General features: G+C 67.7%; 23 protein-coding genes and 1 pseudogene. 18 read left to right on the top strand and 6 right to left on the bottom strand.

The window, feature by feature from the left end:
• The first annotated feature begins 2 nt into the window (after nucleotides 1–2).
• The 4 genes from DSM104443_RS07080 to dnaE are packed head-to-tail and all read left to right on the top strand — an operon-like array spanning nucleotide 3 to nucleotide 5,447.
• Nucleotides 3–1,145: a PepSY-associated TM helix domain-containing protein gene (locus tag DSM104443_RS07080; protein ID WP_171096288.1), complete on the top strand. Its 1,143-nt coding sequence runs from the start codon at nucleotides 3–5 to the stop codon at nucleotides 1,143–1,145.
• Nucleotides 1,146–1,174: 29 nt separating this feature from the next.
• Nucleotides 1,175–1,534, top strand: coding sequence for an arsenate reductase (locus DSM104443_RS07085; RefSeq protein ID WP_171090772.1), 360 nt, complete (start codon nucleotides 1,175–1,177; stop codon nucleotides 1,532–1,534).
• A 23-nt stretch (nucleotides 1,535–1,557) separates the two neighbouring features.
• Nucleotides 1,558–1,986 carry a tRNA adenosine(34) deaminase TadA gene (gene tadA, locus DSM104443_RS07090; RefSeq protein ID WP_212757148.1) on the top strand — a complete coding sequence of 143 codons (429 nt, stop codon included), beginning with the start codon at nucleotides 1,558–1,560 and terminating at the stop codon, nucleotides 1,984–1,986.
• A gap of 41 nt (nucleotides 1,987–2,027) precedes the next feature.
• Complete coding sequence (gene dnaE, locus DSM104443_RS07095) at nucleotides 2,028–5,447, top strand: DNA polymerase III subunit alpha (RefSeq protein WP_171090776.1); 3,420 nt, start codon at nucleotides 2,028–2,030, stop codon at nucleotides 5,445–5,447.
• A 15-nt stretch (nucleotides 5,448–5,462) separates the two neighbouring features.
• Here the strand turns inward: dnaE and DSM104443_RS07100 are convergent, their stop codons facing one another.
• The 3 genes and pseudogenes from DSM104443_RS07100 to metG all read right to left on the bottom strand — a co-directional run bounded on the left by DSM104443_RS07100 (nucleotide 5,463) and on the right by metG (nucleotide 8,455).
• On the bottom strand, nucleotides 5,463–5,750 hold the full coding sequence (locus tag DSM104443_RS07100) for an acylphosphatase (RefSeq protein ID WP_171090778.1): 288 nt from the start codon (nucleotides 5,748–5,750) through the stop codon (nucleotides 5,463–5,465).
• Nucleotides 5,750–6,043 (bottom strand): annotated as a pseudogene (locus DSM104443_RS07105) (peptide chain release factor-like protein); the annotation flags it as partial. The gene DSM104443_RS07100 and the pseudogene DSM104443_RS07105, both read right to left, overlap by 1 nt.
• A 258-nt stretch (nucleotides 6,044–6,301) precedes the next feature.
• Nucleotides 6,302–8,455 (bottom strand): methionine--tRNA ligase, encoded by a 2,154-nt coding sequence (gene metG, locus DSM104443_RS07110; RefSeq protein WP_171090783.1) that lies wholly within the window; start codon nucleotides 8,453–8,455, stop codon nucleotides 6,302–6,304.
• Nucleotides 8,456–8,539: 84 nt separating this feature from the next.
• On the opposite strand from metG, the gene apbC reads away from it, so the two are divergent.
• From apbC to DSM104443_RS07125, 3 genes are all read left to right on the top strand, one after another.
• Entirely contained in the window at nucleotides 8,540–9,628 is a 1,089-nt protein-coding gene (gene apbC, locus DSM104443_RS07115; protein ID WP_171090785.1) for an iron-sulfur cluster carrier protein ApbC, read from the top strand.
• Between the two features lie 34 nt (nucleotides 9,629–9,662).
• The gene (gene dcd / locus DSM104443_RS07120; RefSeq protein WP_171090787.1) at nucleotides 9,663–10,229 is read left to right on the top strand and encodes a dCTP deaminase; all 567 of its coding nucleotides are present in this window, start codon (nucleotides 9,663–9,665) and stop codon (nucleotides 10,227–10,229) included.
• A 337-nt stretch (nucleotides 10,230–10,566) separates the two neighbouring features.
• Nucleotides 10,567–11,661: a type III PLP-dependent enzyme gene (locus tag DSM104443_RS07125; protein ID WP_343034663.1), complete on the top strand. Its 1,095-nt coding sequence runs from the start codon at nucleotides 10,567–10,569 to the stop codon at nucleotides 11,659–11,661.
• Here DSM104443_RS07125 and DSM104443_RS07130 read toward each other — a convergent pair.
• The gene (locus tag DSM104443_RS07130) at nucleotides 11,658–13,295 is read right to left on the bottom strand and encodes a mechanosensitive ion channel family protein (RefSeq protein ID WP_171090791.1); all 1,638 of its coding nucleotides are present in this window, start codon (nucleotides 13,293–13,295) and stop codon (nucleotides 11,658–11,660) included. The genes DSM104443_RS07125 and DSM104443_RS07130 overlap by 4 nt on opposite strands.
• A gap of 72 nt (nucleotides 13,296–13,367) precedes the next feature.
• Here DSM104443_RS07130 and DSM104443_RS07135 point away from each other — a divergent pair, with 72 nt between their 5' ends.
• The 8 genes from DSM104443_RS07135 (at nucleotide 13,368) to DSM104443_RS07170 (ending at nucleotide 18,442) form a co-directional block, all read left to right on the top strand.
• Nucleotides 13,368–14,339: a Bug family tripartite tricarboxylate transporter substrate binding protein gene (locus DSM104443_RS07135; protein ID WP_171090793.1), complete on the top strand. Its 972-nt coding sequence runs from the start codon at nucleotides 13,368–13,370 to the stop codon at nucleotides 14,337–14,339.
• Between the two features lie 2 nt (nucleotides 14,340–14,341).
• Nucleotides 14,342–15,355, top strand: coding sequence for a DUF6352 family protein (locus DSM104443_RS07140; RefSeq protein WP_171090795.1), 1,014 nt, complete (start codon nucleotides 14,342–14,344; stop codon nucleotides 15,353–15,355).
• Between the two features lie 43 nt (nucleotides 15,356–15,398).
• Nucleotides 15,399–15,641: a hypothetical protein gene (locus DSM104443_RS07145; protein ID WP_171090797.1), complete on the top strand. Its 243-nt coding sequence runs from the start codon at nucleotides 15,399–15,401 to the stop codon at nucleotides 15,639–15,641.
• 7 nt (nucleotides 15,642–15,648) lie between these two features.
• The gene (locus DSM104443_RS07150; RefSeq protein WP_171090799.1) at nucleotides 15,649–15,855 is read left to right on the top strand and encodes a DUF6494 family protein; all 207 of its coding nucleotides are present in this window, start codon (nucleotides 15,649–15,651) and stop codon (nucleotides 15,853–15,855) included.
• Nucleotides 15,852–16,814: a threo-3-hydroxy-L-aspartate ammonia-lyase gene (locus tag DSM104443_RS07155; protein WP_171090801.1), complete on the top strand. Its 963-nt coding sequence runs from the start codon at nucleotides 15,852–15,854 to the stop codon at nucleotides 16,812–16,814. The genes DSM104443_RS07150 and DSM104443_RS07155 overlap by 4 nt, the downstream gene beginning before the upstream one ends.
• A complete protein-coding gene (locus DSM104443_RS07160; protein ID WP_171090803.1) occupies nucleotides 16,814–17,392 on the top strand; it encodes a lysophospholipid acyltransferase family protein in 579 nt (192 codons plus the stop codon). The genes DSM104443_RS07155 and DSM104443_RS07160 overlap by 1 nt, the downstream gene beginning before the upstream one ends.
• A gap of 289 nt (nucleotides 17,393–17,681) precedes the next feature.
• A complete protein-coding gene (locus tag DSM104443_RS07165) occupies nucleotides 17,682–17,903 on the top strand; it encodes a helix-turn-helix transcriptional regulator (RefSeq protein WP_246232584.1) in 222 nt (73 codons plus the stop codon).
• Nucleotides 17,900–18,442, top strand: coding sequence for a hypothetical protein (locus DSM104443_RS07170; protein WP_171090806.1), 543 nt, complete (start codon nucleotides 17,900–17,902; stop codon nucleotides 18,440–18,442). The genes DSM104443_RS07165 and DSM104443_RS07170 overlap by 4 nt, the downstream gene beginning before the upstream one ends.
• 1 nt (nucleotide 18,443) lies before the next feature.
• On the opposite strand, the gene DSM104443_RS07175 is transcribed toward DSM104443_RS07170, so the two are convergent.
• The gene (locus DSM104443_RS07175) at nucleotides 18,444–19,946 is read right to left on the bottom strand and encodes a M81 family metallopeptidase (RefSeq protein WP_171090807.1); all 1,503 of its coding nucleotides are present in this window, start codon (nucleotides 19,944–19,946) and stop codon (nucleotides 18,444–18,446) included.
• A 4-nt stretch (nucleotides 19,947–19,950) separates the two neighbouring features.
• Nucleotides 19,951–22,221, bottom strand: a complete 2,271-nt coding sequence (locus DSM104443_RS07180) for a TonB-dependent receptor (protein WP_171090809.1) — start codon at nucleotides 22,219–22,221, stop codon at nucleotides 19,951–19,953.
• A 109-nt stretch (nucleotides 22,222–22,330) separates the two neighbouring features.
• On the opposite strand from DSM104443_RS07180, the gene DSM104443_RS07185 reads away from it, so the two are divergent.
• The 3 genes from DSM104443_RS07185 (at nucleotide 22,331) to DSM104443_RS07195 (ending at nucleotide 26,188) form a co-directional block, all read left to right on the top strand.
• A complete protein-coding gene (locus DSM104443_RS07185) occupies nucleotides 22,331–23,059 on the top strand; it encodes a helix-turn-helix domain-containing protein (RefSeq protein ID WP_171090810.1) in 729 nt (242 codons plus the stop codon).
• A gap of 66 nt (nucleotides 23,060–23,125) precedes the next feature.
• The gene (locus DSM104443_RS07190) at nucleotides 23,126–24,259 is read left to right on the top strand and encodes an NAD(P)/FAD-dependent oxidoreductase (protein ID WP_171090812.1); all 1,134 of its coding nucleotides are present in this window, start codon (nucleotides 23,126–23,128) and stop codon (nucleotides 24,257–24,259) included.
• Nucleotides 24,260–24,274: 15 nt separating this feature from the next.
• On the top strand, nucleotides 24,275–26,188 hold the full coding sequence (locus tag DSM104443_RS07195; protein ID WP_171090813.1) for a serine hydrolase: 1,914 nt from the start codon (nucleotides 24,275–24,277) through the stop codon (nucleotides 26,186–26,188).
• The last annotated feature ends 6 nt before the right edge of the window (nucleotides 26,189–26,194 follow it).

The raw sequence follows: 26,194 nt of genomic DNA on the forward strand, positions 1-26,194 counted from the left end.
TGATGAGCCCCCGCGCGCTTCGCATCACGACGTGGCTGCACAAGTGGAGCAGCCTCGTTTGCACGGTCTTCATGCTGCTGCTGTGCCTGACCGGCCTGCCGCTGATCTTCCACCACGAGATCGGGCACCTCACCGGCACGGAGGTCGAGGCGCCACCGATGGCAGCGGGCACGCCGCACAAGCCGCTGGAGGAGATCCTCGCGGCAGGACATGCGCGCCATCCGCAGCGCGTGGTGCAGTTCGCATCGCCCGACGAGGAAGATCCGAACATCTGGTTCGTGACGCTGACGCCTTCGCCCGAGCCGACGGAGGACTTCAAGTCCGTGGCCGTCGACGCGCGCACGGCGCAGGTGCTGAAGGAGCCGAAGTTCGACGAGGGCTTCATGTACGTGATGTTCAAGCTCCACATCGACCTCTTCGCCGGCCTGGCGGGCAAGCTCTTCCTCGGCTTCATGGGCTTGCTGCTGCTGGTGGCGATCGTGACGGGCGTGATGCTCTACGCGCCGTTCATGCGCAAGCTCGCCTTCGGGGACGTGCGCCGCGAGAAGTCGCCGCGCGTGAAGTGGCTCGACCTGCACAACCTGCTCGGCATCGTCACGCTCACGTGGGCCTTCGTCGTGGGAGCCACCGGGATGATCAACACCTGGGCCGACCTGCTGATCAAGTACTGGCAGTACGACTCGATGACGACGCTGCTCGCGCCCTACAAGGGGCAACCGCTGGTGCCGGCGGCGGAGCGTGGGTCGCTGCAGAAAGCCTACGACGCGGCGCTCGCGCACGTGCCGGGCACCAAGGTCCGCTTCATCGCATTCCCCGGGACGGCGTTCTCGAGCCCGCACCACACGACGTTCTTCATGGCGGGGAACACGCCGCTCACCTCGAAGCTGCTGAAGCCCGTGATGGTGGATGCGAAGACCGCCGCGGTGACCAACGCGCCCGACTTGCCGTGGTACCTCACGGCGCTGCTGGTCTCGCAGCCGCTGCATTTCGGCGACTACGGCGGCATGCCGATGAAGGTCCTCTGGGCGCTCCTCGACATCGCGACGATCTTCGTCCTGGGCAGCGGCCTCTACCTCTGGCTCAAGCGCCGCCAGCCCCAGTCCCTCGTGGAGGAAGCGGGAGCGGTGGTGGGGGAAACCGCCTAGCGCCGCCTGGGGATGGGTAGAATCGGCCCATGGTCAAGGTCAAGGTCTACGGCATCCCCAACTGCGAGACCGTGAAGAAGGCGCGCGCCTGGCTCGAGGTGCACGGCGTCGAGTACGACTTCCACGACTACAAGAAGCAGGGCGTGGACAAGGGCCGCCTCGAGAAGTGGGTGCGGGAGCACGGCTGGGAGGCGATCCTGAACCGCTCCGGCATGACCTTCCGCAAGCTCGACCCGGCGCTCACGCAAGACCTGAACGCGAAGAAGGCCGTGGCCCTCATGGTCGCGCATCCTTCGGCGATCAAGAGGCCCGTGCTGGTCGAAGGGTCACGCACGCTCGTCGGCTTCAAGCCCGAGGCCTACCAGGCCGCGTTCCCCGGCAAGCGCTAGCGGTGGCGAACGACGAAGCCTTCATGCGCGAGGCGCTCGCCCTCGCGGCCGAAGCGGCCCGGGCCGGCGAAGTGCCGGTGGGCGCGGTGGTCGTAAAGGATGGCGAGGTCATCGGGCGCGGCTCCAACCGGCCGATCACGAACCGCGATCCCACGGCGCACGCCGAGGTGGTGGCGATGCGGGAGGCGGCCGCGCGGCTCGGCAACTACCGCCTGCCCGGCTGCGAGCTCTACGTGACGCTGGAGCCCTGCGCGATGTGCGTGGGCGCGATGATCCACGCGCGCGTCGCCCGGGTCGTGTATGGAGCGCGCGACCCGAAGACCGGCGCCTGCGGCAGCGTGGTCGACCTTCCCGCCGAGGCACGCCTGAACCACCACGGGACGTTCGAAGGCGGTGTCCTGGCCGACGAAAGCGGTGCGGTGCTGCGAAAGTTCTTCGCCGATCGGCGCTAGGTCGCGGGTGTAGAATTTCGTCGTCACCGCTGCTCGTATCCATGGCCGCCCCCCGCTTCGTCCACCTCCGCCTCCACAGCGAATACTCGATCGTCGATGGGATGGCGCGCGTGGATGCCGCGGTCGACGCGGCCGCGGCCGACGGCATGCCCGCGCTCGCGATCACCGACCTGGGCAACCTCTTCGGCGCGGTGAAGTTCTTCCAGGCCGCCCGCGGCGTGGGTGTCCAGCCGCTGGTCGGCTGCGACCTCTGGATCACCAACGAGCGCAGCCGCGACCACCCCTACCGCGCTGCCTTGCTCTGCCGCAACCGCGAGGGCTACCTCGCCCTGTGCGCGCTGCTCACGCGGGCGCACGTCGAGAACCACTGGCGCGGCCGCGCCGAGGTGCGCCGCGAGTGGCTGAAGGGCGTGCCGGGGCTGATCGTGCTCTCCGGAGCGCGCTCCGGCGACGTGGGCCAGGCGCTCGGCGCCAGCAACTTAGTCCAGGCGGAAGCGCTCGCCCGCGAATGGGCCGCGGATTTCCCCGGCGCCTTCTACCTCGAGGTCCAGCGCGCCGACCCGGAGCGTGACGAGCCCTACGTGCGAGCCGCCGTGGCGCTCGCGGGGCGCCTCGACATCCCGGTCGTCGCCACCCACCCGATCCAGTTCGTGAAGCGCGAGGACTACCGGGCCCACGAGGCGCGCGTGTGCATCGCGCAGGGCTACGTGCTGGGCGACCAGCGCCGTCCCCGCGAATTCCGCCCGTCGCAGTACTTCAAGACGCAGGACGAGATGGCGGAGCTCTTCGCCGACCTCCCCGAGGCACTCGCCAACACCATCGAGATCGCGCGGCGCTGCAGCTTCGAGTTCGAGCTGGGCAAGAGCCGCCTCCCGGACTTCCCCACGCCGAACGGCGAGTCGATCGAGGACTACCTGCGCAAGCGCTCGCAGGAGGGCCTCGCCATGCGCCTGGAGGCGCTGTACCCGGACGCGGCGGCCCGCGCGGAAGCCGCGCCGACGTACGCCGAGCGCCTCGAGTTCGAGCTGAAGACCATCATCCAGATGGGCTTCGCGGGCTACTTCCTCATCGTCGCGGATTTCATCAACTGGGCGCAGTCGCACGGCGTTCCCGTCGGTCCGGGCCGCGGCTCGGGCGCCGGTTCGCTGGTGGCCTACGTGCTGGGCATCACCGGCCTCGATCCGCTGCGCTACGAGCTGCTGTTCGAGCGCTTCCTCAATCCCGAGCGCGTGTCGATGCCCGACTTCGACATCGACTTCTGCCAGGACGGGCGCGACCGCGTCATCGACTACGTGAAGCAGAAGTACGGCGCCGAGTGCGTCTCGCAGATCGCGACCTTCGGCACGATGGCGGCAAAAGCCGTCGTGCGCGACGTCGGCCGCGTGCTCGGCATGCCCTATGGCGAGGTCGACCGCATCGCGAAGCTCGTGCCCTTCGAGCTGGGCATCACGCTCACCAAGGCGCTCGAGATGGAGCCGCAGCTGAAGGCCCTGGTGAAGGAGCAGGAAGGCGTGGCGGAGCTGATGGAGCTCGCCCTCTCGCTGGAAGGGCTCTCGCGCAACGTCGGCATGCACGCGGGCGGCGTGCTGATCGCGCCGGGCAAGCTGACCGACTTCACGCCGCTCTACAGCGCCGAGGGCTCCAACGCGCTCGTGAGCCAGTTCGACAAGGACGACGTCGAGAAGGCCGGGCTGGTGAAGTTCGACTTCCTCGGCCTCACCACGCTCACGATCATCGCCGAGGCGCAGCGCAACATCCGCTCCCTGGGCCAGCCGGACTTCGACGTGGAGAAGATCCCGCTCGACGATCCGCCGTCGTACAAGGTCTTCTCCTCCGGCAATACGGTCGCGATCTTCCAGTTCGAAAGCCGCGGCATGCGCGACCTCATCATGAAGGCGCGTCCCGACCGGCTGGAAGACCTCATCGCCTTGAACGCCCTCTACCGCCCGGGCCCGATGGACCTGATCCCCGAGTTCATCGAGAGGAAGCACGGCCGCCAGCGCTGGGAGTACCTCGATCCCCGGCTGAAGGAGATCCTCGAGCCCACCTACGGCGTCATGACGTACCAGGAGCACGTGATGACGATCGCCCAGGTGATCGGCGGCTATACGCTCGGCAGCGCCGACCTGCTGCGGCGGGCGATGGGCAAGAAGAAGCCCGAGGAGATGGCGAAGCAGCGCGAGATCTTCATGAAGGGCTCGGGCGAGCGCGGCCTGCCCGCGGTGAAGGCGAACATCCTCTTCGACCAGATGGAGAAGTTCGCGGGCTACGGCTTCAACAAGTCGCACTCCGCGGCGTACGCGCTGGTCGCCTACCAGACCGCGTTCCTCAAGGCGCACCACGCGGCCGCGTTCATGGCCGCCAACTTGTCGGCGGTGATGACGGACACCGACAAGGTCCAGTCGATCTACGACGACGCGGGCAAGAATGGCCTCAAGGTGGCGCCCCCGGACATCAACTCGGGCAGCTATCGCTTCGTGCCGCTCGACGACAAGAACATCCGCTACGGCCTGGGCGCGGTGAAGGGAACGGGCGAGGGCGCGATCGAGAACGTCGTCGCCGCGCGCGCCGTGGGCGGGCCGTTCAAGGACCTCGCCGATTTCTGCCGGCGCGTCGACCGCCGCGTGGTGAACCGCCGCGCGATGGAGGCCCTCATCAAGGCCGGTGCCTTCGACTCCGTCGAGCCCAACCGCGCGAGCCTCGCCGCGTCGCTCGGCGCGGCGATCGATGTCGCGGAGAAAGGCGAGCAGTTCGCCAACCAGGTGAGCCTCTTCGGCGGCGGGGACGATGCCAGCCATTCGGCCTTCACGCTCGTGTCCATGCCGCCCTGGCCGGAGCGCGAGCGCCTGCTGAACGAGAAGCAGAGCCTCGGCTTCTATCTATCCGGCCACCCGTTCAACGCGTACCGCGACGAGCTGCGCCGCATCGCCTCCACGCCGCTCGCGAAGGTGATGCCCACCAACTACGGCGAGACGGTGATGCTGGCCGGCGTCATCTACGGCGTGCAGATGCGCAACACGCGCCGCGGCCGCATGGCGATCCTCACGCTGGACGACGCCACGGCGAAGGTCGAGGTGGTGGTGTTCGGCGAGCTCTTCCACGAGAAGCGCGCCATCATCCAGGAAGACCAGGTGATCGCGCTCGCGGGCAAGGTGCAGAACGACGAATTCTCCGGGGGGCTGCGCGTCACGGCCGAGAAGCTGATGGATCTCTCCGAGGTGCGCGCGGCGCATGCCAAGCTGCTGCGGCTCAACATGAACGGCCAGGCCGATTCGAACAAGCTGAGGCAGGTCCTCGCCCCGTACGCGGGCGGCGCCTGCGCGGTGGCGATCCGCTACCGCAATGCGCAGGGCGAGTGCGATATCCGCCTGCCCGATGCCTATCGCGTGAAGGTCTCCGAGCCGCTGCTCGCCTCGCTGAACGAGTGGCTGCGCGAGGAAAACGTCGAAGTCGTCTACTGACCGGCGGGGCGGGCCTCAGTCCGACGGACGCGTCTCGAACGCGGCGTAGGTTCCCGAGTCTTCCATGATCTCCACGCGCGCGACGTTGGCCGCTTCCGGCCCGCGGTGCGCCCATCTCAGGAGCAGCTCCACGGCTTGCGTGGGCCCCTCGATGACGGCTTCCACGGTGCCGTCGCGGCGGTTGCGCACCCAGCCCCGAACCCCCAGGCGCTGCGCCTCCTGGCGCATCGTTTCGCGGTAGCCCACGCCCTGGACCCGGCCCCAAATCACCAGGTGGCGGCTGATCGTTCCCGGGGCGGCCATCAGTCGTCGCTCACGCGGCCGCGGCCGCGCTTGGTCACGGCCCGCACCTTCTTCTCCGTGATGCGCCGCTCCTTCGCGGCGCGCGACGGCTTCGTCGCCACGCGCTTCTTCGGCACGTGGTTCAGGCGGTGGAGGGCCTCGACCAGCCTGTCGAAGGCGGTCTCTCGGTTGCGGAACTGCGAGCGCGTGTCTTGTGCCATCACGACGACTCCCGAAGGCGGGTGGGTGAGCCGGAGGGCCGACTCGGTCTTGTTCACGTGCTGCCCGCCGGGACCGCTCGCCCGGAAGACCTCGACGACGACCTCTCGCTCGAGCGTGGGGCGGTCGGTGGCGTAGGGCGGCGGGGCAAGAGGGGCTCTGCGGGGCATGGGGCGGGTTCGCTTACGGTCGTAATGTACGCGACCGCGAATCTGTGTGGCGTTTCACTTCGGCTTGCGGGGAGGGGGAACACAGTGGGCTCGTGATGAAAAACAACGACGATTTCCCGCATCTCTCGCTCGGCTGAAACTCTCCGGCCCGCGAAAGCCCCCAGCCCGCCTCCGGCGGGCTTTTTATTTGATGCGCATTCCAGGCGCGGCACCGGAGTCGGGAGCGAGCAGGTAGATCGAGCCGCCGTCGCCCGCGGCGAGCACCATGCCCTGCGATTCGCCGAAGCGCATCTTGCGCGGGGCCAGGTTGGCGACCATGACGGTGAGGCGTCCCACGAGCTCCTTGGGCGTATAGGCCGAGCGGATGCCCGCGAACACCGTTCGCTGCTCGATGCCGATGTCGAGGGTGAGCTTGAGGAGCTTGTCGGCATCCGCGACCAGCTCCGCGTCGACGATGCGGGCAATGCGGAGGTCGATGCGGCCGAAGTCGTCGATGGAGATCGTCTCGCCCACCGGCAGGATCACGGGAGGCTTGGGCGGCTCGACCGGCTCCAGCTTGAACTCGGGCGCGTCGCTCGCGGCGGCCGCGCCCGGCGCGGCGGCCTTGCCCGGCTCCGGTTTCGTTTCCGGGGGCTCCAGCAGCTGCTCGATCTGCTTGGGGTCGATGCGCGACACCAGGTGCTTGTACGGCTGCACGACGTGCCCGGGCTTCAACGGCGTGGCGACGTCCTCCCAGGTGTAGGGCTTCGCGCTTCCAAGGAATGCCTCGACATCCTCCGCGACCTTCGGCAGCACCGGCTTCAGGTAGATCGTGAGGATGCGGAAGAGCTCGAGGTAGAGCGTGCAGAACCATTGCAGCGCTCCGTCCTGGCCCGCCTCCTTGGCGATCTCCCACGGCTTCTGCTCGTCGACGTACTGGTTCACGCGGTCGGCGAGGAACATGATCTGGCGGATCGCCTTGCCGAACTCGCGCGACTCGTAGTCCGCGGCGATCGCGTCGGCGAAGCTGCGCACCTCGAAGAGGATCTGCGGCGCCTGGTCGTCGTCGGCCGCCGGGGGCGCCACGGCGCCGCGCATCTTGTGCTTCAGCTCCCGGCCGGCGGAAAGCGGCTCCTCGGAGAGCTTGCCGTTGAAGCGCTTGGAGATGAAGCCCACGGCGCGGCTGGCGATGTTCACGTACTTGCCGACCAGGTCCGAGTTCACCCGCGCGAGGAAGTCCTCGGGGTTGAAGTCCAGGTCCTCGACGCGATCGTTCAGCTTGGCGGCGAGGTAGTAGCGGACCCACTCGGGGTTCAGGCCCAGGTCCAGGTACTTCTGCGGGCTCACCGTGACGCCGCGCGACTTCGACATCTTCTCGCCCGAGAGCTGCAGGAAGCCGTGGACGTAGACGAAGTCGGGGATCTTGCGGCCGGCGAACTGCAGCACCGCGGGCCAGAAGAGCGTGTGGAAGTAGATGATGTCCTTGCCGATGAAGTGGATCTGCTCCAGCTTCGGGTCGGCCAGGTACTTGTCGAAGTCCTGCCCCTTCTTGTCGAGGAAGCTCTTCAGCGACGCGAGATAGCCGATGGGCGCGTCCAGCCAGACGTAGAAGTACTTGCCCTTGGCCCCGGGGATCTCGAAGCCGAAGTAGGGCGCGTCGCGGGTGATGTCCCAGTCGTTCAGGCCCCCGTCCAGCCACTCGAGGACCTTGTTCGACACCTCGGGCTGGAGCTTGCCGTCCTGCGTCCAGCCGCGCAGGAACTCCACGCAGCGTGGGTCGGAGAGCTTGAAGAAGAAGTGCTCGGACTTCTTCAGCACCGGCTTGGCGCCGGTCAGCACCGAGTAGGGGTTCTTCAGGTCCGTGGGCGCGTAGACCGCGCCGCAGTTCTCGCAGGAGTCCCCGTTCTGGTCCTTGGTGCCGCACTTGGGGCATTCGCCCTTGATGTAGCGGTCGGGCAGGAACATGCCCTTCACCGGGTCGAAGAACTGCTCGATCGTCTTCGTGTCGATGAAGCCGGCCTTCTTCAGGTCGAGGAAGATCGAGCGCGACAGGTCGCGGTTCTCGTCCGAGTGCGTCGTGTGGAAGTGGTCGAAGCTGATGCCGAAGCGCGTGAGGTCGCGCTTGTGGCCCTCGGCCACGCGGGCGATCAGTTCCTCGGGCGTGACGCCCTCGGCCTCGGCCTTGAGCATGATCGGAGCGCCGTGCGCGTCGTCGGCGCAGACGAAGTTCACCTTGTGACCCTGCAGCCGCTGGTAGCGGACCCAGATGTCGGCCTGCACGTACTCCATGAAGTGGCCGATGTGGAGAGGGCCGTTCGCGTACGGGAGTGCGGTGGTGACGAAGAGCTTGCGGGGCATTGAGGAGGCGGCCGGGGACAGCGCGATCATAGCAAATTGCTTTAGAATTGCGACCTTGCAACGCCATCCCCGCTCCAATCCCCCATGCCGGTTTCCGAAAAAGACGTCCTCGAAGCGCTGTCCGAGCTGATCGACCCGGTCACGGATCGAAACTATGTCGAGTCGAAGAGCGCCCGCAACGTGAAGGTGGACGGCGAGCGCGTGACCGTGGACGTCGTCCTCGGCTATCCGGCGCGCGGCGTCCTGGAGACGGTGCGCACGCAGGTGGTCGATCGCCTGAAGAAGCTTCCGGGCATCGCGCAGGCGAGCGCCAACGTGGTCTCGAAGATCGTGCCCCACACCGTCCAGCGCGGCGTGAAGCTGGTGCCGGGCATCAAGAACATCATCGCCATCGCCTCGGGCAAGGGCGGCGTCGGCAAGAGCACGACCGCGGTGAACCTGGCGCTGGCGCTCGCCGCCGAAGGCGCCTCGGTGGGCATGCTCGACGCGGACATCTACGGCCCGTCCCAGCCGCTCATGCTCGGCATCACCGGACGGCCGACGTCGAAGGACGGCAAGTCGATGGAGCCGATGGAAGGCCACGGCATCCAGGCGATGAGCGTGGGCTTCCTGATCGATTCGGACACGCCCATGGTCTGGCGCGGCCCGATGGTCACGCAGGCCCTGGAGCAGCTCCTCACCGAGACCAAGTGGCGCGACCTCGACTACCTCGTGGTCGACCTCCCGCCCGGCACCGGCGACATCCAGCTCACCCTCGCCCAGAAGGTGCCGGTGACCGGCGCCGTGATCGTCACCACGCCCCAGGACATCGCGCTCATTGATGCCCGGAAGGGCTTGAAGATGTTCGAGAAGGTGAACATCCCCATCCTCGGCATCGTCGAGAACATGGCGGTGCACATCTGCTCCAACTGCGGCCACGCCGAGCACATCTTCGGCGCCGGCGGCGGAGCGGCGATGAGCAAGGACTACGGCGTCGAGCTCCTCGGGAGCCTTCCGCTGGACATCCGCATCCGCGAGCAGGCCGACGCGGGCAAGCCCACCGTCGTCGCGGACCCGGACGGCGCGGTCGCCCAGGTCTACCGCCAGATCGCGCGCAAGATCGCCGCGCGCATCGCGAAGCAGGGGGAGGATCGCACCAGCCTCTTCCCGAAGATCGTCATCCAGAACTCCTAACCCCGTGATTCCCGCGCAGGCGGGGACCCAGCCCATGTCGATAAAAAGTGACAAGTGGATCCGCCGCATGGCGGAGGCCCACGGCATGATCGAGCCCTACGAGCCCGGCCAGGTGCGTGAGGTCGACGGCAAGCGCATCGTCTCCTACGGCACCTCGAGCTACGGCTACGACATCCGCGCCTCGACCGACTTCAAGATCTTCACCAACATCAACTCGACCATCGTCGACCCGAAGGCGTTCGACCCGAAGTCGTTCGTCGACTTCAGCGGGCCGGTGTGCATCATCCCGCCCAACTCCTTCGCGCTCGCCCGGACCGTCGAGTACTTCCGCATTCCGCGCAACGTGCTCACCGTCTGCCTCGGCAAGAGCACCTACGCCCGCTGCGGGATCATCGTGAACGTGACGCCCTTCGAGCCCGAGTGGGAGGGCTACGTCACGCTGGAGTTTTCGAACACGACCCCGCTGCCGGCCAAGATCTACGCGAACGAAGGCGTGGCCCAGGTGATCTTCTTTGAATCCGATGAGGTCTGCGAAACGTCGTATCGGGACCGGGGCGGGAAGTACCAGGGGCAGAAGGGCGTCACCCTCCCCAAGATGTGACCGCCGTAACCCGTTTCTACAAAATTTTTTGACGCACCGCAGCGGATTTGCCCTATACTTCGCGCGTTTTTTGCTGATTTTTGTCCCTTAAGGGACTCTTTCTTAACGGTTTTCACGACCCTTCACCGGGGAAGCAAGGAGGTCATCATGACAAGGACCAGGAACTACTAGAGGCGGCAAGCCGTCGGCTCGTATGCCGGCGCGCGCAACGCTTCAGTACGTTCTCCATTTGTCATGAAAGACCTCGATGCCCCGATCTGCGACCGTTAAGAAAATCCGGCCCCAACCGGACTTCCCCCTCGATACCCATCCGGAAGTCAGCCTCGATTTCGACCGGGTGAAGAAATTCCTCGCCCGGCACGGCTACAAGCGTCCGGTGCTGTTGGTCGACCTCGACATCGTCCGCACCAAGACCCGGCGCTTCCGCGCCTCGCTGCCGCGCGTGCGCCCGCACTTCGCCGTCAAAGCGAATCCGGACCCGCGCGTCCTGAAGACGCTGATCCAGGAAGGCGCCGGCTTCGAGATCGCCTCGATCGCCGAGCTGGACCTCCTGCTGTCCATCGGCGTGCCGGTGGCCGAGATCTTCTATTCGAACCCGATGAAGTCGCGCGCCTACCTCGAGTACGCCGCGGGCAAGGGCGTCGAGTGGTACGTGGTCGACAGCGTCGAGGAGATCCGCAAGGTCCAGTCGGTGAAGGCCGACGCCAAGATGTACCTGCGCATCGACGCCCCCAACATCGGCAGCGACTGGCCGCTCGCCGGCAAGTTCGGCGCGCACATGAGCGACATCCCGGAGCTGATCCAGGCCGCGGTCGACTGCAAGGCCGACCTCGCGGGCATCACCTTCCACGTCGGCTCGCAGTGCCTGAACCCGGAGAACTGGCGCGTCGGCATGGACCGCGCGCGCAAGGTGTTCGCCGCGATGCGCACCGCGGGCCTGCGCCCGCGCCTGCTGAACCTCGGCGGCGGCTACCCCGTGCGCCACGTGAAGCCGATGCCGTCGATCGAGACGATCGCCGAGGTGATCAACAAGGAATTGCGCCACTTCGGCCCGGAGATCCAGGTGATCGCCGAGCCCGGCCGCTACCTCGTGTCCGACGCCGGCTATTTCATCTGCCGCGTGATCGGCACGGCCACGCGCAATGACCAGCGCTGGATGTATTGGGATGCGGGCGTCTTCGGCGGCGTGATCGAGACGACGGAAGGCCTGCGCTACAACATCTACACGGACCGCGATGGCGAGCCGGTGGCCTGGAACGTGGCCGGCCCGACGTGCGACTCGGTGGATGTGGTGATGCGCGACGAGCTCCTGCCCGCGGACCTGCAGGAAGGCGACTTCATCTTCATCAAGAACGCCGGCGCGTACACCACCGCTTACGCCAGCAACTTCAACGGTTTCCCGCTGCCGGAAGTCGCCGTCCTCGGCAACTAGCCTTTCGGCGGTTTCGCCGGAGCCTCGAACCAGCGCGACTTCGGCACCACCTTCTCGTGGGCCGGGTCGCCGAGGTAGTGCGGCGACATGATCTGCACGCCGTACTCGTTGAACACGTCGACGATGTTGCCGTGCAGGTGCGAGAGCGCCTCCGCGCGCGGCAGCGGCATCGTCGGCGTCGCATAGGCGATCAGCCGGTACTCCGTGTAGAAGTCCGATAGCGCCGTCTTCATCACGCGCGGCGCCGGGTCGGCCATGATGCCCTCGGTGCGCCCCGCGGCTTCCTTCAGCATCGCCTCCACCTGGCGCCACGAGGCGTCGTAGCCGATGGTGACCACCGTGTCGAGCACGAAGCCGGCGCCCGGGATCGCGCGCGAGTAGTTCTTCGTGGCGCCGCCCATCACGTAGGTGTTCGGCAGGAGGATCTCCTCGCCCATGCCGGTGCGGATGCGCGTGGTGAACGCGGTCAGCTCGATCACCGTGCCCTCGTGGTCCTGGATGCGCACGTACTCGCCGACGCGGAACGCGCGCGAGAACATGAGGATCAGCCCGCTCGCGCCCTGGCTCACCGTGCCCGAGGCCCCCATCGAGACCATCAGGCCCACGAGCACCGACAGGCCCTGGAACGCGCGCGAGTCCGAACCCGGGATGTACGGATAGGCCATCGCGAGCGCGAAGAGCCACACCACACCCGTGAAGATCATGCGGGCGGGCGGGGCGGTGTCGCGATCGACCCAACCGAACGACAGGTTGCGGTCGGTCACGCGCTGGAAGAATGCCGCGCCGGTCCGCGACACGATGCGGGCCATGACGATGATCACGACGACGAACAGCAGGCCCGGCACCGATTCGACGAGGCCGTTGCCCACGGTCGCCAGCACGCCGAGCAGGATCGACGTGAGCTGCTCGCCCCAGGGGCGCGTGTAGGGAATCGCCTCGAGCACGGCATTGAGCCAGAGGAACGCGAGGATGCCCGCCGCGACCCACGCCACGCCGTGCACCGCGGCGCGCGCGACGCGCAGCCAGTTGCCTTCGTCCAGCATCGCGACGCCCGATACCCGGACCCGGCCGACGTGATCCGCCACGCGGCGCGCGAACCACAGGCTCGCGCGCCGGTCGGCCGCCAGGATGAAGCGCATGAGCAGGATCGCGAGCAGCGTCACGGCGGCAGCGATGCCGAACCCCTGCAGCAGGGACCGCGGATCCTCGCGCGCATGCAGGTCGTCGACGATCGACGCCAGGACGTCGACCGATCGCGTGGCGGCGGCTTCGGTGGTCTCGCCGGCGGCACGATCGACGTCGCCCGGCGTCACGATGAACATCACGCCTGCGTCGGCGAGCACCTGGCTGCCCTCGGCGGTGTGGCGCGTGCTGAACTTGAGGTGCTTGTTCTTCTGGTAGGCGGCGAGCAGGCGGCTCTTCGCGCCCTCCACGCGGTCCGTGGGCCCGTAGCCGAACACCGTGGAGCGAAACTTGATCACGTCCCGGCCCACGATCTTCAGGGGGACGGCGGTCCGCGCGGGCTCCGGAGCGGGCGCGGCACCCGCGGGAGCGTCCGCGGCCCACGCAGCGGGGGCAAGGCTCGCCAGGGAGAAGGCGAGGGCGGCTAGGAACCGGAGGGATAAGGCGTTCATGGCGGCGTATTGTGACCCGGGGGCACCGGGGCTGCTAGAGTCGGCGCTCACCGCTTTCCTAGGACCTCGAAAATGAATCGATTCGCCCGCTCGATCGCGGCACTGCTGGCCCTGGCCGCGACCAGCCTGCCGCTCGCCGCCCAGGACTGGCCCAACCGTCCGATCAAGATGCTCGTCGGCTTCGCGCCCGGCGGCGGCACGGACGTCGTGGCCCGCCTCATCGCGCAGAAGCTCACCGAAAGCCTCGGGCAGCCCGTGATCGTCGAGAACCGCGCCGGAGCGACCGGCACCATCGCGGCCGAAGCCATGGCGCGCTCCACGCCCGACGGCTACACGATCCTCATGGGCCACGTGAACTCCAACGCGATCGCGCCCATGCTCTTCAAGAAGCTCGCGTACGACGCGGTCGCCGATTTCCAGCCCATCACCTACGTGGGCTACGTGCCGAACATCCTCGTGGTGCATCCGTCGGTCACGGCGAAGACGGTGCCCGAGCTGATCGCGGAGCTGAAGGCGAATCCCGGCAAGATGTCCTACGCCTCCTCCGGCGTCGGCAGCACGCAGCACCTCGCGGGCGAGATGTTCCAGCTCCTCACCGGCACGTCGATGGTCCACATTCCGTACAAAGGCAGCGGCCAGGCGATCACCGACCTCATCGCCGGCCAGGTGCAGATGAACTTCGACACCATGCCGCCGGTGCTTCCGCACATCCAGGGCGGCCGCATCCGCGCTCTCGCCATCTCCACGCCGAAGCGCCTGCCGCAGCTCCCGGATCTTCCGACTTTCGTCGAATCGGGCATCACTGGCTTCGACGTCACCAACTGGTACGGCGTGTTCGCGCCGTCGAAGACGCCGAAGGACATCGTCAACCGGCTCTCGGTCGAGATCAACAAGGCGATGAACGATCCGGCGACGCGCGCGAAGCTCGTGGACATCGGCACGCAGCTGGGTGGCGGCACGCCCGGCGAGTTCGAAGCGTTCCTGAAGTCGGAGCTCACCAAGTACGGCAAGCTCGGCAAGGACGCGAAGATCAGCATCGACTAGCGGTGGCGCAGGACTTCTGGGCCTCCAGCGGGTATCGCGACCTCGGCCGCAGCCCGGAGGGCGGGCTCGTCGCCACCGACGCCTGGCTCGCGCGCTTCCTCGATCGCGAGGAGCTTCTTCCGCCGCCGGAGGCAGGACCGGCGGAGCGCCACCTGCATGCACGCCTCGCGGCGAAGCCGCGGCTCGCCCTCGAGCGCGCGGACCTCGATGCGGTGGAAGACGCGGACGCGCGCGAGAACTGGACGCACTTCCTGCGCTTCCGCGACCGCGTGCTGGCGCACCCGACGCTCGAGGCCTGCTACGCGAGCCTCTTCCGCGGCCCCGTCGACGTGGCACCGGTCTTCGTCGACGCGCTCGCGCAGGCCATCGTGCGCTCGATCCTCGACGGGACCGAAGACGCCTGGCTCTGCCGTGCCGCCGAGCTCCTCTTCCGCCGCCAGCGCGTGAGCACCGAGGACGGCCGCGTGCTCGCCGCCGATGCGGCCACCATCGAGGCGTATGAAGAGAGCGGGGGCTTCGGCAACATGGGGCGCCTGCTGCGGCAGCAGAACACGGCGATGATCGTGCCGAAGATGGACGTGCTCTCGCGCGAGAATGCCGCGCTCTACTTCCTGCGCGACGAGCTGCACGGGTTCCTGGTCGACCTCACGCCCGGCACCGAAGGCGCCGCGGCGCTCGCGCGCGTGCTCGAGCGATGGGTCGCGCACTTCACCGGCGCCCGCGTGGCGATCGAGCCGCTCGCGAAGATCGAAGACGACCGCTGGCGCTGGCATGTGGGCCTGGATGCGGAGGCGAGCGAGATCCTGAACGCGCTCTATCGCGGCGAAGCACCCGGCGAGGACGCGCTCGCGCGCCTGGCGCTCCTCTTTCGCCTCGAGTTTCGCGATCCCGCCGATGCCGTGTCCGAGGCGCGCGGCCGGCCCGTGTACCTGGGGCTCGCTTTCCGCTCCGATCGCACGCTGAAGATGAAGCCCCAGAACCTGCTGCTGAATCTGCCGCTCGCCGCCGCGGGTTAGAATTGAGGTTCCGTTTCACCTCCGAACCCCTAAGGAAACACCGATGACGGCCTCCACGCAGAACACGGGCACGTTCATGCTCAGCAAGGAAATCGACATGCTCATGGCGGAGCGCCAGCACCTCCTCAAGGTGGCCGGGGCCGCGGCCCAGTTCGTGGCCGTCCTGGAGAGCAACAAGCTCCCCGGCACCGTGGCCACCGAGGCCGAGATCCTCGCCGAGAACGTGAACGCCCTTCCCGAAGACACGCTGAAGGACGCACTGCGCTCCATCACGCGCGCGAAGTGAGGCGGCCATGAACGACGAAGCGCTCAACATGAGCATCCGCAAGTTCCTGAAGATGGTCGGCGTGCAGTCGCAGCGCGAGATCGAGACCGCCGTGCAGGGCGCGATCGCCGCGGGCACGCTGAAGGGCGGCGAGTCGCTGCCCGCGCGCATGACGCTCACCATCGAAGGCGTGGCGCTCTCCGTCTCCTTCGACGGCAAGATTTCGCTCGAATGAGCGCCGGGGTCACGTACGCGGATATCGAAGCCGCGGCCGCGCGCATCGAGGGCGTGGCCCACCGCACGCCCGTGGCCACGTCCACGCAGTTCGACGAGCTCGCCGGCTGCCAGGCGTACTTCAAGTGCGAGAACCTGCAGCGCATGGGCGCGTTCAAGTTCCGCGGCGCGTATAACAGCCTGGCGAAGCTGACCCCCGAGCAACGCAAGAAGGGCGTGGTCGCCTTCTCCTCGGGTAACCATGCGCAGGCCGTCGCGCTCGCGGGCAAGCTGCTCGGAGTGCCGGCGACCATCGTGATGCCCAAGGATGCACCCTCGGTGAAGGTCGCCGCCACGCGCGGCTACGGCGCCGAGGTGATGCTCTACGACCGTGCCGAGGAGAGCCGCGAGAAGATCGCCGCGCGCCTCGCCGCCGAGCGCGGCAGCATGGTCCTGCCGCCCTTCGATCATCCCGATGTCATCGCCGGCCAGGGCACCAGCGCCAAGGAGCTCATCGAGGAAGTCGGTGCGCTCGACTATCTCTTCGTGTGCACCGGCGGCGCGGGCTTGCTCTCGGGCTGCGCGATCGCGGCGCGGCATCTTTCGCCCGGCATCAAGGTGATCGGCGTCGAGCCCGAGGCGGGCAACGACGTGCAGCAGTCCTTCCGCGCGAAGAAGATCGTCTCGATCGGCGTTCCCGACACCATCGCCGACGGCGCGCGCACGCAGGCGCCGAGCGCGCTCACGCTCTCACTGGTGCTCGAGCACGTGCACGACATCGTGACGGTGTCCGACGCGCAGTTGGTCGACGCGATGCGCTTCCTCTGGGAGCGCATGAAGATGATCGTCGAACCCACCGGAGCGCTCGCGACGGCCGCGGTGCTCGACCATCCCGGCGACGTGCGCGGCAAGCGCGTCGGCATCATCCTCTCGGGCGGCAACGCCGACCTTCCGGCGGTCTCGAAGCTCCTCGCGGCCTGATGCACCTGCCGGTCCTTCCGGAGCGGGTACCGCGCCGGGAGAGCCCGTTCTGGCGTTGGGTGGGGCGCACGGTCCTCGGCTCCTTCGGCTGGCGCATCGAGGGCGACCTGCCCAACCTCACCAAGTTCGTGATCGCGGTGGCGCCGCACACCTCCAACTGGGACTTCGTGTTCGGCGCCGCGACCATGTTCGCGCTCGACATCCGCCTCGCCTTCATCGGCAAGCACACGATCTTCGTCTGGCCGTTCTCCACGGTGCTGCGCTGGATGGGCGGCATTCCGATCGACCGGGCCGCGGCGCAAGGCGTTGTCGCGGAGTCGGTGCGCGCCTTCAGGGCCGCGGGCGAACGCGTGCTCGTCATCGCACCCGAAGGCACGCGCAGGCGCGTCGAGCACTTCCGCACCGGGTTCCTGCACATCGCGCGCGGCGCGGGCGTGCCGGTCGTCCTGGTCGCGCTCGACTACGGCCACAAATGCGTGCGGCTCGGCCCGACGATCGAACCGGGCGAGGACGTCGAGGCCGATCGCGATCGCGTCGAGGCGCACTTCCGTCCGATCCACGGCAAGCACCCCCGCTGATTCGCTTTGGTGCCCGCGTGCACCAGCGCGTTGCGTGACGGATTTCACAAACACCGCCGTACGCAGATGCTAAATCCTTGATTGACCAGGAAAATCACGCCCGCGAAAAGTTGGCACGCTCCCTGCAATAAGAACTACGCCGGCGCTTCGGTGCCGGCGTTTCTCCTCCGAGAGCGGTTTGCCCCTCCCCGAAACGGGAGGGGCTATTTTTTGGGGCCGATATGTTGTGTAATCACAATGACTCGTAAGGATTAACGACAATCACGTGAGTTTATACAACAGAATTTCGGTGTTCCGGGCGGAGCGCGGCGTCTCCCGCCGGCAATTGGCCGACGCAGTCGGGGTCAACCACCAGACCATTGGTTATCTCGAGCGCGGTGACTACAAGCCCAGCCTGGAGCTCGCCCTGAAGATCGCGCGTCATTTCGGGGTGGCCGTCGAGATGCTTTTCTCGTTCGAGCGCTTCGAACCCATTGCCATGACGCTCAAGCGTGCAGGAGAAGATGAATGAAGCCCCTCCGAGAAACATTCCTGGCCAAGCTGGATGGCACGGTGCGGTGGACCGGAATGAACGCCCGGGTCGCCGATGAGATGTCCGACGCTCCATCGGCAGATCGCAAGCACCGGCCGCTGCGCTGGATCCCGATCCTGCCGATCGCGTTGTCCTGCGCGGTGTTCGTCCTTTTCTTCATCTCGCCGCCGGAGCTGGACGTGGTGCGGCTGGGCGCTGTTTTCGTCGGGCTGCAGGTGAGCCTGCTGGCCATGTTGCCCGCCATCCATCTGGGCGGGCCGTTGGGAAAGCCTTCATTGGAAGATGACGAGCGCGAGGCGGCGCTCAGGAAGGACTCCTTCCTGTTTTGCCTTGGGCTGCTCGCCGCTCTCAACTGCGTGGGCCAACCCATCCTCATGATCCTGTCCCACGGGCAGCATTGGCAGACCGGATACAGCGTGGGCGTCGCGTCGTCGGCCCTCATGCTGAACATCAGCTTGTTCGGATGCCTGCCGACGCTCTATGCGAGCTGGAATTTGCGGCAATTGCCCAGGGAATAGATTACGTCGCTTCTTGCGGGAGCCGCGCGTTCCTGTCGAGGGGCCACAGGGGACGGCGCACGTTGAGGTACGGCAGCGCGGCGAGGTTCGCGTTGAGCGCACCCGGCGCATCGCAATAGACAGTCGCTCCCGCGATCGGATCGAAGTGCGCGCGGAAGTGCTGTGTCGACTTCACGACCACGAAGCGCTTCGTGGCGGGATCGATGCCCATCTGGGTGAAGCAGTCGGGAGAGAACACCTGCTGGCGCAGGCTGTTCACGACCACGTCGACGCCGCCGATCCGCACGGCCACGGCCGGGCCCAGCTCGTCGCGCAGCTCGCCGAAGCTGCGCTGGCTCGCGTCGTCGCGGCTGGAGAGCACCGTGGCCATCGATTCGATCGGCTCGCCGGACATGGCGCCGAACTTGCCGCCGATTCGCAGCCGCACTTCGCGGCCCACGCCGGCACGCTGCGCGACCTGCACCGCCTCCGGATCCCAGATCATGCCCAGGGCCGCGCCGGACATGCCGCGGTCGAGGAGGGCGCGCAGGAGGAACGTGCTGTCGCAGGGCGCGCCGCCGCCGGGATTGTCCGAGCCGTCGGCGATCACGACCGGCCAGTTCCGCACGCGCTCGCTTGCGTGTTGCGCCGCGTCGAGCGCTTCTTCCACGGGCAGGCGCCGGGCAATGGCCGTGGTCCTCAGGCCGAAGAACTCCGCGGCGAGCTCGCGTGCGATGCGCTCGGCATCGTCGCCGGCGCGCGCATCGTCTGCATCGTGCACCACGAGCATCGCGGCGGAGGTGTGGGGCGTGTCGGACCACGGGAAGCCGTGCATGGCCGAGATCGAAAGGATGCCGGGCTTGCGCTCGCGCGCCTGCATCTTGCGAACGAAGCCGCGCATCGGCTCTTCGGTGGTGCCCATGATTCCGACCATGGGCACCCTGCGCATCGCGGTTCGCGTTCGCAGGCCGCCCCGCGCGCCGCGCGCGAGCAGTCCATAGAGCTCCTCGGCGCGCTGCGGGTAGTCGACGTGCGGATACTCCTTGCAGGCCACGAGGATCGCGCCGCTCGCCACCATGTCTTCGGAGACGTTGCCGTGCAGGTCGAGCAGTGCGCCGACCGGAATCGTCGCGCCCACCACCTCACGCACGCGTTGCAGGATGTCGCCTTCGCAATCCGGATAGCCGCCTTGCGCCACCATCGCGCCGTGCAGCACGAGGAACACGAAGTCGACCTTGCCGGCGGCGCGCAGGTCGTCCAGGAGCTCGTCCCGAAGCGCCTCGTAGTCGGCCTGCGGCAGCGGTCCCCCGGGCTGTGCCCACGTGCAAAGCCCCGCGATGCATTCGTCGCCGCGGTGGCGGGCGATGTCCAGCACGTCGCTGTAGCCCGAGAACTGCCGGGCCTTGTCGAGCGTCGCCGCATCGCCGCGACGGTGCAGCAGGCCCTCGGCGAAGGACTCCCGCGTCGTCGGCAGCGGCGAGAAGGTGTTGGTCTCGTGCGCGAGCGCCGCGAGGAAGACGCGCAAGGGGCTAGAAGTTCCCGCTCACCGTGACGCCGATGGTGCGGGGCTGCGCGGGATTCACCTGCACGTAGCCGCCCAGCGGAACGAAGTTCGTCGCGGCGCCGAGCTGCGCGCGCTTGTCGGCGAGATTGCGCACATAGAGTCCCACCTGGACGGCACGGAAGTCCATCGTCGCATGCACATCGACGAGCGTGTAGTCCGGGAGCTTGTAGTTGGGCGCCGAGGCGCTGCCCTCGAATCCCGCATTGCGCTCGCCCACGTAGCGCACGTCCGCGCCCACGCTGGACGAGTAGCCGCCCGCGGAGAACGAATACGTCGCGCCGAAGTTGGCGGAGTTCTTCGCGCTGTTGGGTAGCCGCGTGCCCGACGGCCCCAGGCCCGGCGCATCCTCGGTGAGCTTGGCGTTGATATACGAATAGGCCGCGTCGAGGCTCCACTGCGCGCTGGGACGGTAGCGCAGGCCGATCTCGGCGCCGTCGACCTTCGCGCGGCCCGCGTTGGCGATCACGCCAAAACCGTTCACGGCCACGGGCTGCTGGATGTCCTTCCACTGGATGTTGTAGATGGCGGCTTCCACCGAGAGGGTGCGCTGCATCAGGTCGGCCTTGTAGCCGGCCTCGTAGCTCCACAGCGAGTCGCTCTTGAACGTGGGAGGTGCCAGGGGCTGGCCGGTCGCCGGATCGTTGATCACGGCGTTCGGACCGCCGGGGCGGAAGCCGCTTGCGGCGCGTGCATAGATGTTGCTGGTCGGCGTGAGCGCGTAGCGCGCCGTGGCGAGGTAGGTCTGCGTGGTCTCGTCCGAGTCGCCGTGGATATTGGTCGACCCGCCTGCGAGCGGACCGTCGCTGATCTGGCTGAAGTTCTGCTTGTTCTTCGAGCTGCGGATGCCGCCCGTGAGGGACAGCTCGCGCGACGGATTCCACGTGATGTCGCCGAAGAGCGCGTTCTCGGTGTAGTCGGCGGGCAATGCGACGGTCGCGAGCTCGGGCCCGGCCGCGCCTCCCGTGAAGCGGCTGGTCACGCGCTGGTCGTTGGTGCTCTTCTCGTGGGCGTAGAAGTAGCCCGCGAGCCATTCGAAGACGCCACGCGGGGACGTGAGGCGCAGCTCCTGCACCTGCTTGCGCACGGTGACGTTGTAGTCGATGGGCACGCGATCGAGGTCGAGGCCGGCGCCGGCGAGTAGCGGTCCATACACATAGGTCGCGTCGAGGCGCCTCGTGTTGTCGGTCTTCTGGCCCGAGGTGATCGAATTGAGGCGCGCCCAGCCCATGTCCCAGTCGATCTCGAGGCCCGCGACGCCGTTCTTGATCTCATAGGGCTCGCGCACGGCGAGCTTGCGCGTGAGGTCTCCATTCACGGAGTTGCCGGTGGCGGCGTCGTAGTCGACCGTGTCCTGGCTCTCGCGCTTGATGTCCTGGTAGGTCGCGGAGAGCTTGAACTGCAGGTTCGACAGCGGGTTGGCCACAAACGCGAGCCGGCCGCCGACGGTGTTGCCCGTGTTCACGTCACTGCCCGCGGCGTCGCCGACCGCATCCACGAAACCGCCGGCGTGCTCACGGTAGGCCGCCATGCGCAGCCCCGCCGTGTTCTCCTGGAACGGAACGTTGAGGACCGCGCTCAGCGTGTTGTTGGCGCTGCCGTTCTTGACCGTGGCGCCGCCGACCATCGCGCGCCCCGAGAAGCGCGTGGTGTCCGGATCGTTGGTGACGTACTTGATGAGTCCGCCCATCGTGCTCGCGCCATAGATGGTGCCTTGCGGTCCGCGGAGGATCTCGACGCGGTTGAGATCGAGCAGGCCCATGTCGAGTGCCGTGCCGGAGCCGATCGCGTACGCGGTGCTGGAGCCGAAGGGTACGTCGTCGACGTACACGCCCACGGTCGCGATGGTCAGGTCGCCCGTGGAGATGCCGCGGATCGTGACGCTGCCCATGCCCGGGCCGCCTCCGGTCTTCAGGTCGAGGCCGGCTTGCGTCGCGAGATAGTCGGAGAGCGTGCGCGCGCCAGACTCCTCGAGCTTCTCCGCGGGCACGGTGTTCAATTGGACGGGGACGTCACGCACCGGCTCGCGGCGGCGCGTGCCGGTGATGGTGAGCACCTCCAGCGTCTGGGGCGCTTCCTTGTCCTTCTTCCCGGCGGCGGGCGCCGTGGGATCGGCCGACGGCGGCGTCTGCGCCGCGGCGTAGGGGCTCGCGGCCGCGGCCGCGACGAGCATGGGAAGGAGGAGCGGGCGGCACCGGCGCAAGCCGGCCGGACGGACATCGAAGCGACGGTGGGCCATAACTCCTCCTGGGGTGAAATTTCTCTTGTGGATAGTAAATTTCTTCTTTGGAAATTACAACATCGAATCCGCAACCCATTGCCGCGGCATTAAAGGGTAGACTTCGCGCATGAGCGCCCGCCCCGCTACCCCGAAAGAGACGGAATCCCGGTCCACGCCGGGCGACACCATCCGCGCCATCCGCAAGAAGCTCGGCCTCACGCTGAACGAGGTCGGCCGGCGCACCGGCATGGCTGTTTCCACGCTCTCGAAGCTCGAGAAGGGGCGCGTGTCGCTCTCCTTCGACAAGCTGCTGTCGATCAGCAAGGCCCTGGGCGTGGACATGGCGGAGCTGATCGAGCCCGCTCCGCATCACGAGGGCTCGTCCGCCCCGTTGCGCGGGCGGCGCGTGGTGCAGCGTGCCGGCGAGGGCCAGCTCGTGGAGACGCGCAGCTACCGCCAGGTCTACCTCGCCACGGAGCTGCTCCACAAGCGCATGGCGCCCATCGTCGTCGAGCTTCGCGCCCGCACGCTGGACGAGTTCCGCGAGGAATTCGGCGGACTGATCCGCCATCCCGGCGAGGAGTTCGTGCACGTGCTCACCGGCGAGCTCGAGTTCCACAGCGAGCTCTACGCGCCGCTGCGCCTCGCGGCCGGCGACTCGATGTACTTCGACAGCGAGATGGGGCACGCCTACCTCAATGCCTCCGACCCGCCCTGCACGCTGGTGTGCGCCTGCTCCCCGCGCGGCCGGGAGGAGAGCGTGCTGGACACCTTCATGGGCGCTTCCGAGCGGCACGCCGCCAACCAGGAAGTGCCGCCGCCCAGGCCGCGCCGGGCGAAGGCGCGCAAATCATAAAAGTTTCCATACTGGAAAAAACTTTCTGATTTGAGATAACATGCGCCGTGCACTTCGAGCCCGCGCATGCCGCAATCCCACCCGGTTGATTTCGTCGTCGTCGGCGCCGGCATCGCCGGCGCGTCGGTCGCTTCGGCGCTCGCCTCGCGCGGCTCGGTCGCCGTGCTCGACATGGAAGAGCACGCCGGCTACCACAGCACCGGACGCTCGGCGGCTCTCTATTCGGCGATCTACGGCAACGCGACCATCCGGGCACTCACGCGGGCGAGCCGCGAGTTCCTGTTCGAGCCGTCTGCCGACTTCTCTTCCGTTCCCCTGGTCTCGCCGCGCCAGACGCTCTACTTCGCCCGCGAGGACCAGATGGCCTCGCTCGAGCGGATGCGCAGCGACGATGACGTGAAGGCCGGGACCGAGCTCGTCGACGCTGTCCGCGCGGCCTCGCTCGTTCCCATCTTCAAGCCCGGCTATGTCCATGCCGCCGCCCTCGACGCGGGCTCCGCGGACATCGACGTGGATGCACTGCACCAGGCCTACCTGCGCCGCACGCGCTCGCTCGGGGGACGCATCGAGCTGGGCGCCGCGGTACGCGAGGCGCGCTGGACGGGTGATCTCTGGAGCATCGCAACCAGGCAGGACACCTTCACGGCGCCGGTCGTGGTCAATTGCGCGGGCGCCTGGGGCGACGAGTTCGCGCGGCTCGCGGGCGTGCGCCCGATCGGCCTGCAGCCTCGCCGCCGCACGGCGATGCGCATCGAGGCCCCCACCGGCGCGGAGCTCTCCCCGTGGCCCGCCGCGGTCGACGTGGACGAGGAGTTCTACTTCAAGCCCGACGCCGGAGCGCTGCTGCTGTCGCCCGCCGACGAGCACGAGAGCCCGGCCTGCGACGTGCAGCCCGAGGAGCTGGATGTCGCCATCGCCGTGGACCGCTTCGAGCGCGCCACGTCGCTGCGAGTGGAGCGCGTCACGCGCCGCTGGGCGGGCCTTCGCGTCTTCACGAGCGATCGCACGCCCGCGCTGGGTTTCGACGACGAGGCTCGCGGCTTCTTCTGGCTCGTGGGGCAGGGCGGCTACGGAATCCAGACCTCACCGGCACTCGGTCGGATCGCGGCGGCGCTCGCCTGCGGCGAGGCGCCGCCGATCGACGAGAAGACTCTCGGCGTGCGCTACGACGCGCTCGCCATGGATCGCTTCAGGCATTGAACCCAAGGAGACCCCATGATCAGGATCCTCACCGCACGACTTCTTCGGATCGCCGCTGGCCTGGCTTGCCTTGCGTTCACCGGCGCTGCTCTCGCGCAGCCCGCGCGCGAAGCCAAGCCCCTGACCGCGGCCGACCTCGAAGCCTGGTTCGACGGCGTCATGCCGACCACGCTGAAGATCACCGGCACGCCGGGCGTGACGATCTCGGTGGTGAAGGATGGCCAGGTCCTGTTCGAGAAGGGCTACGGCTACGCCGACATGGAGAAGCTCACGCCGGTGGATGCGCGCACGACGCTCTTCCGTCCCGGCTCCGTCTCGAAGCTCTTCACGTGGACGGCGGTCATGCAGCAGGTGGAAGCCGGCAAGCTCGACCTCGACGCCGACGTGAACAAGTACCTCGACTTCCAGATCCCGGCGTATGACGGCAAGCCGCTGACGCTGCGCAACATCATGACGCACCGCACCGGCTTCGAGGAGGTGGTGAAGGACCTCATCACCTTCACGGGCGAGGGACCGACGGACGAGCAGACCGTGAAGAAGTACATCCCGCCGCGGATCTACCCGCCCGGGACGGTGGCGGGCTATTCCAACTACGCGACTTCGCTCGCGGGCTACATCGTGCAGCGTGTCTCGGGTGAGCCGTTCCAGGAGTACCTCGAGCGCCACATCTTCGTGCCGCTGGGAATGAAGAATTCGACGTTCCGCCAGCCGCTGCCCGAGGCGATGCGCGCCAACATGTCCGTCGGCTACAAGGACGTCGACAACAAGGGCGACGGCTTCGAGATCATCAGCATGCCTGCCGCGGGCAGCCTCACCTCCACCGCCGACGACATGGCGAAGTTCATGATCGCGCACCTCAACAATGGCGCGGGGTTGCTCAAGCCCGAGACCGCGAAGCAGATGCACGAGTTCTCGTTCCGGACGTTCCCGGAGCTGAACGGCAACGCGCTGGGCTTCTACGAGCAAACCATCAACGGCCGCCGCGCGATCGCGCACGGCGGCGACACGGTCTACTTCCACTCGGAGCTCCTGCTCTTCCCGGCGGAGAAGGTCGGCCTCTTCATGTCGGTGAACGGCGGCGGGCGCGGCGGCATGGGCGCACGCGCGCGCTATTTCATCGTCCCGGAATTCGCGGACCGCTACTTCCCGCGCGCCGAGACCTTCACGCCGGTGGACGCGAAGACCGCGAAGGAACACGCGCAGATGATCGCGGGGCGCTACAAGACGTCGCGCCGCGCCGACTCGACGTTCATCTCGCTCGCCACGCTGGCCGGCGTGGTCACGCTCACGGCCAATGCCGACGACACCATCTCGCATTCGATCCTGGGCTTCCCGGTCCGCTACCGCGAGGTGAAGCCGTTCGTGTGGCAGGAAATCGGCGGGCACGACAAGCTGCAGGCGACGGTGGTCGACGGCAAGGTGGTGTCGTGGACGACGGACATGCTCGCGTTCGCGTTCTCCTTCGAGCCCCAGGGCGGCCTCGCGGGCGCGGGCCTGGCGATTCCCCTGGTCGGGCTTGCGGTCGTGCTGATCCTCCTCGGGCTCTTCGCGTGGCCCATCCGTGCCACCGCGCTGCGTGCCGCCGCGAACCCTCGCGTCTTCTCGCGTCCGAAAGTGCTGGCGATCCGCGCGGGCCGGGTCTTCGCGATCCTCACGCTCGGCGCGCTCGTCGCGTGGGCGGCCCTCTTCGTGATGGCGCTGCAGAACCTCACGCCGAAGCTGGATACGTTCCTCTTCGCGAGCCAGGCGCTGGCCTGCGTGGCCTTCTTCGGCGGCTGGCTGGTGGCCGCCTGGAACCTCGTGCTCGACGTGCGCGGCCGCCTCGGCTGGAAGCGCATCGCATGGAGCGCGGCGATCCTGTTCGCCTTCACGATGCTGGTCTGGCTCGGGTGGAACTACGGGATGCTCAAGTTCTACAGCCAGTTCTAGGACTCG

It is taken from the genome of Usitatibacter rugosus, assembly GCF_013003965.1.
Lineage (GTDB): Bacteria > Pseudomonadota > Gammaproteobacteria > Burkholderiales > Usitatibacteraceae > Usitatibacter > Usitatibacter rugosus.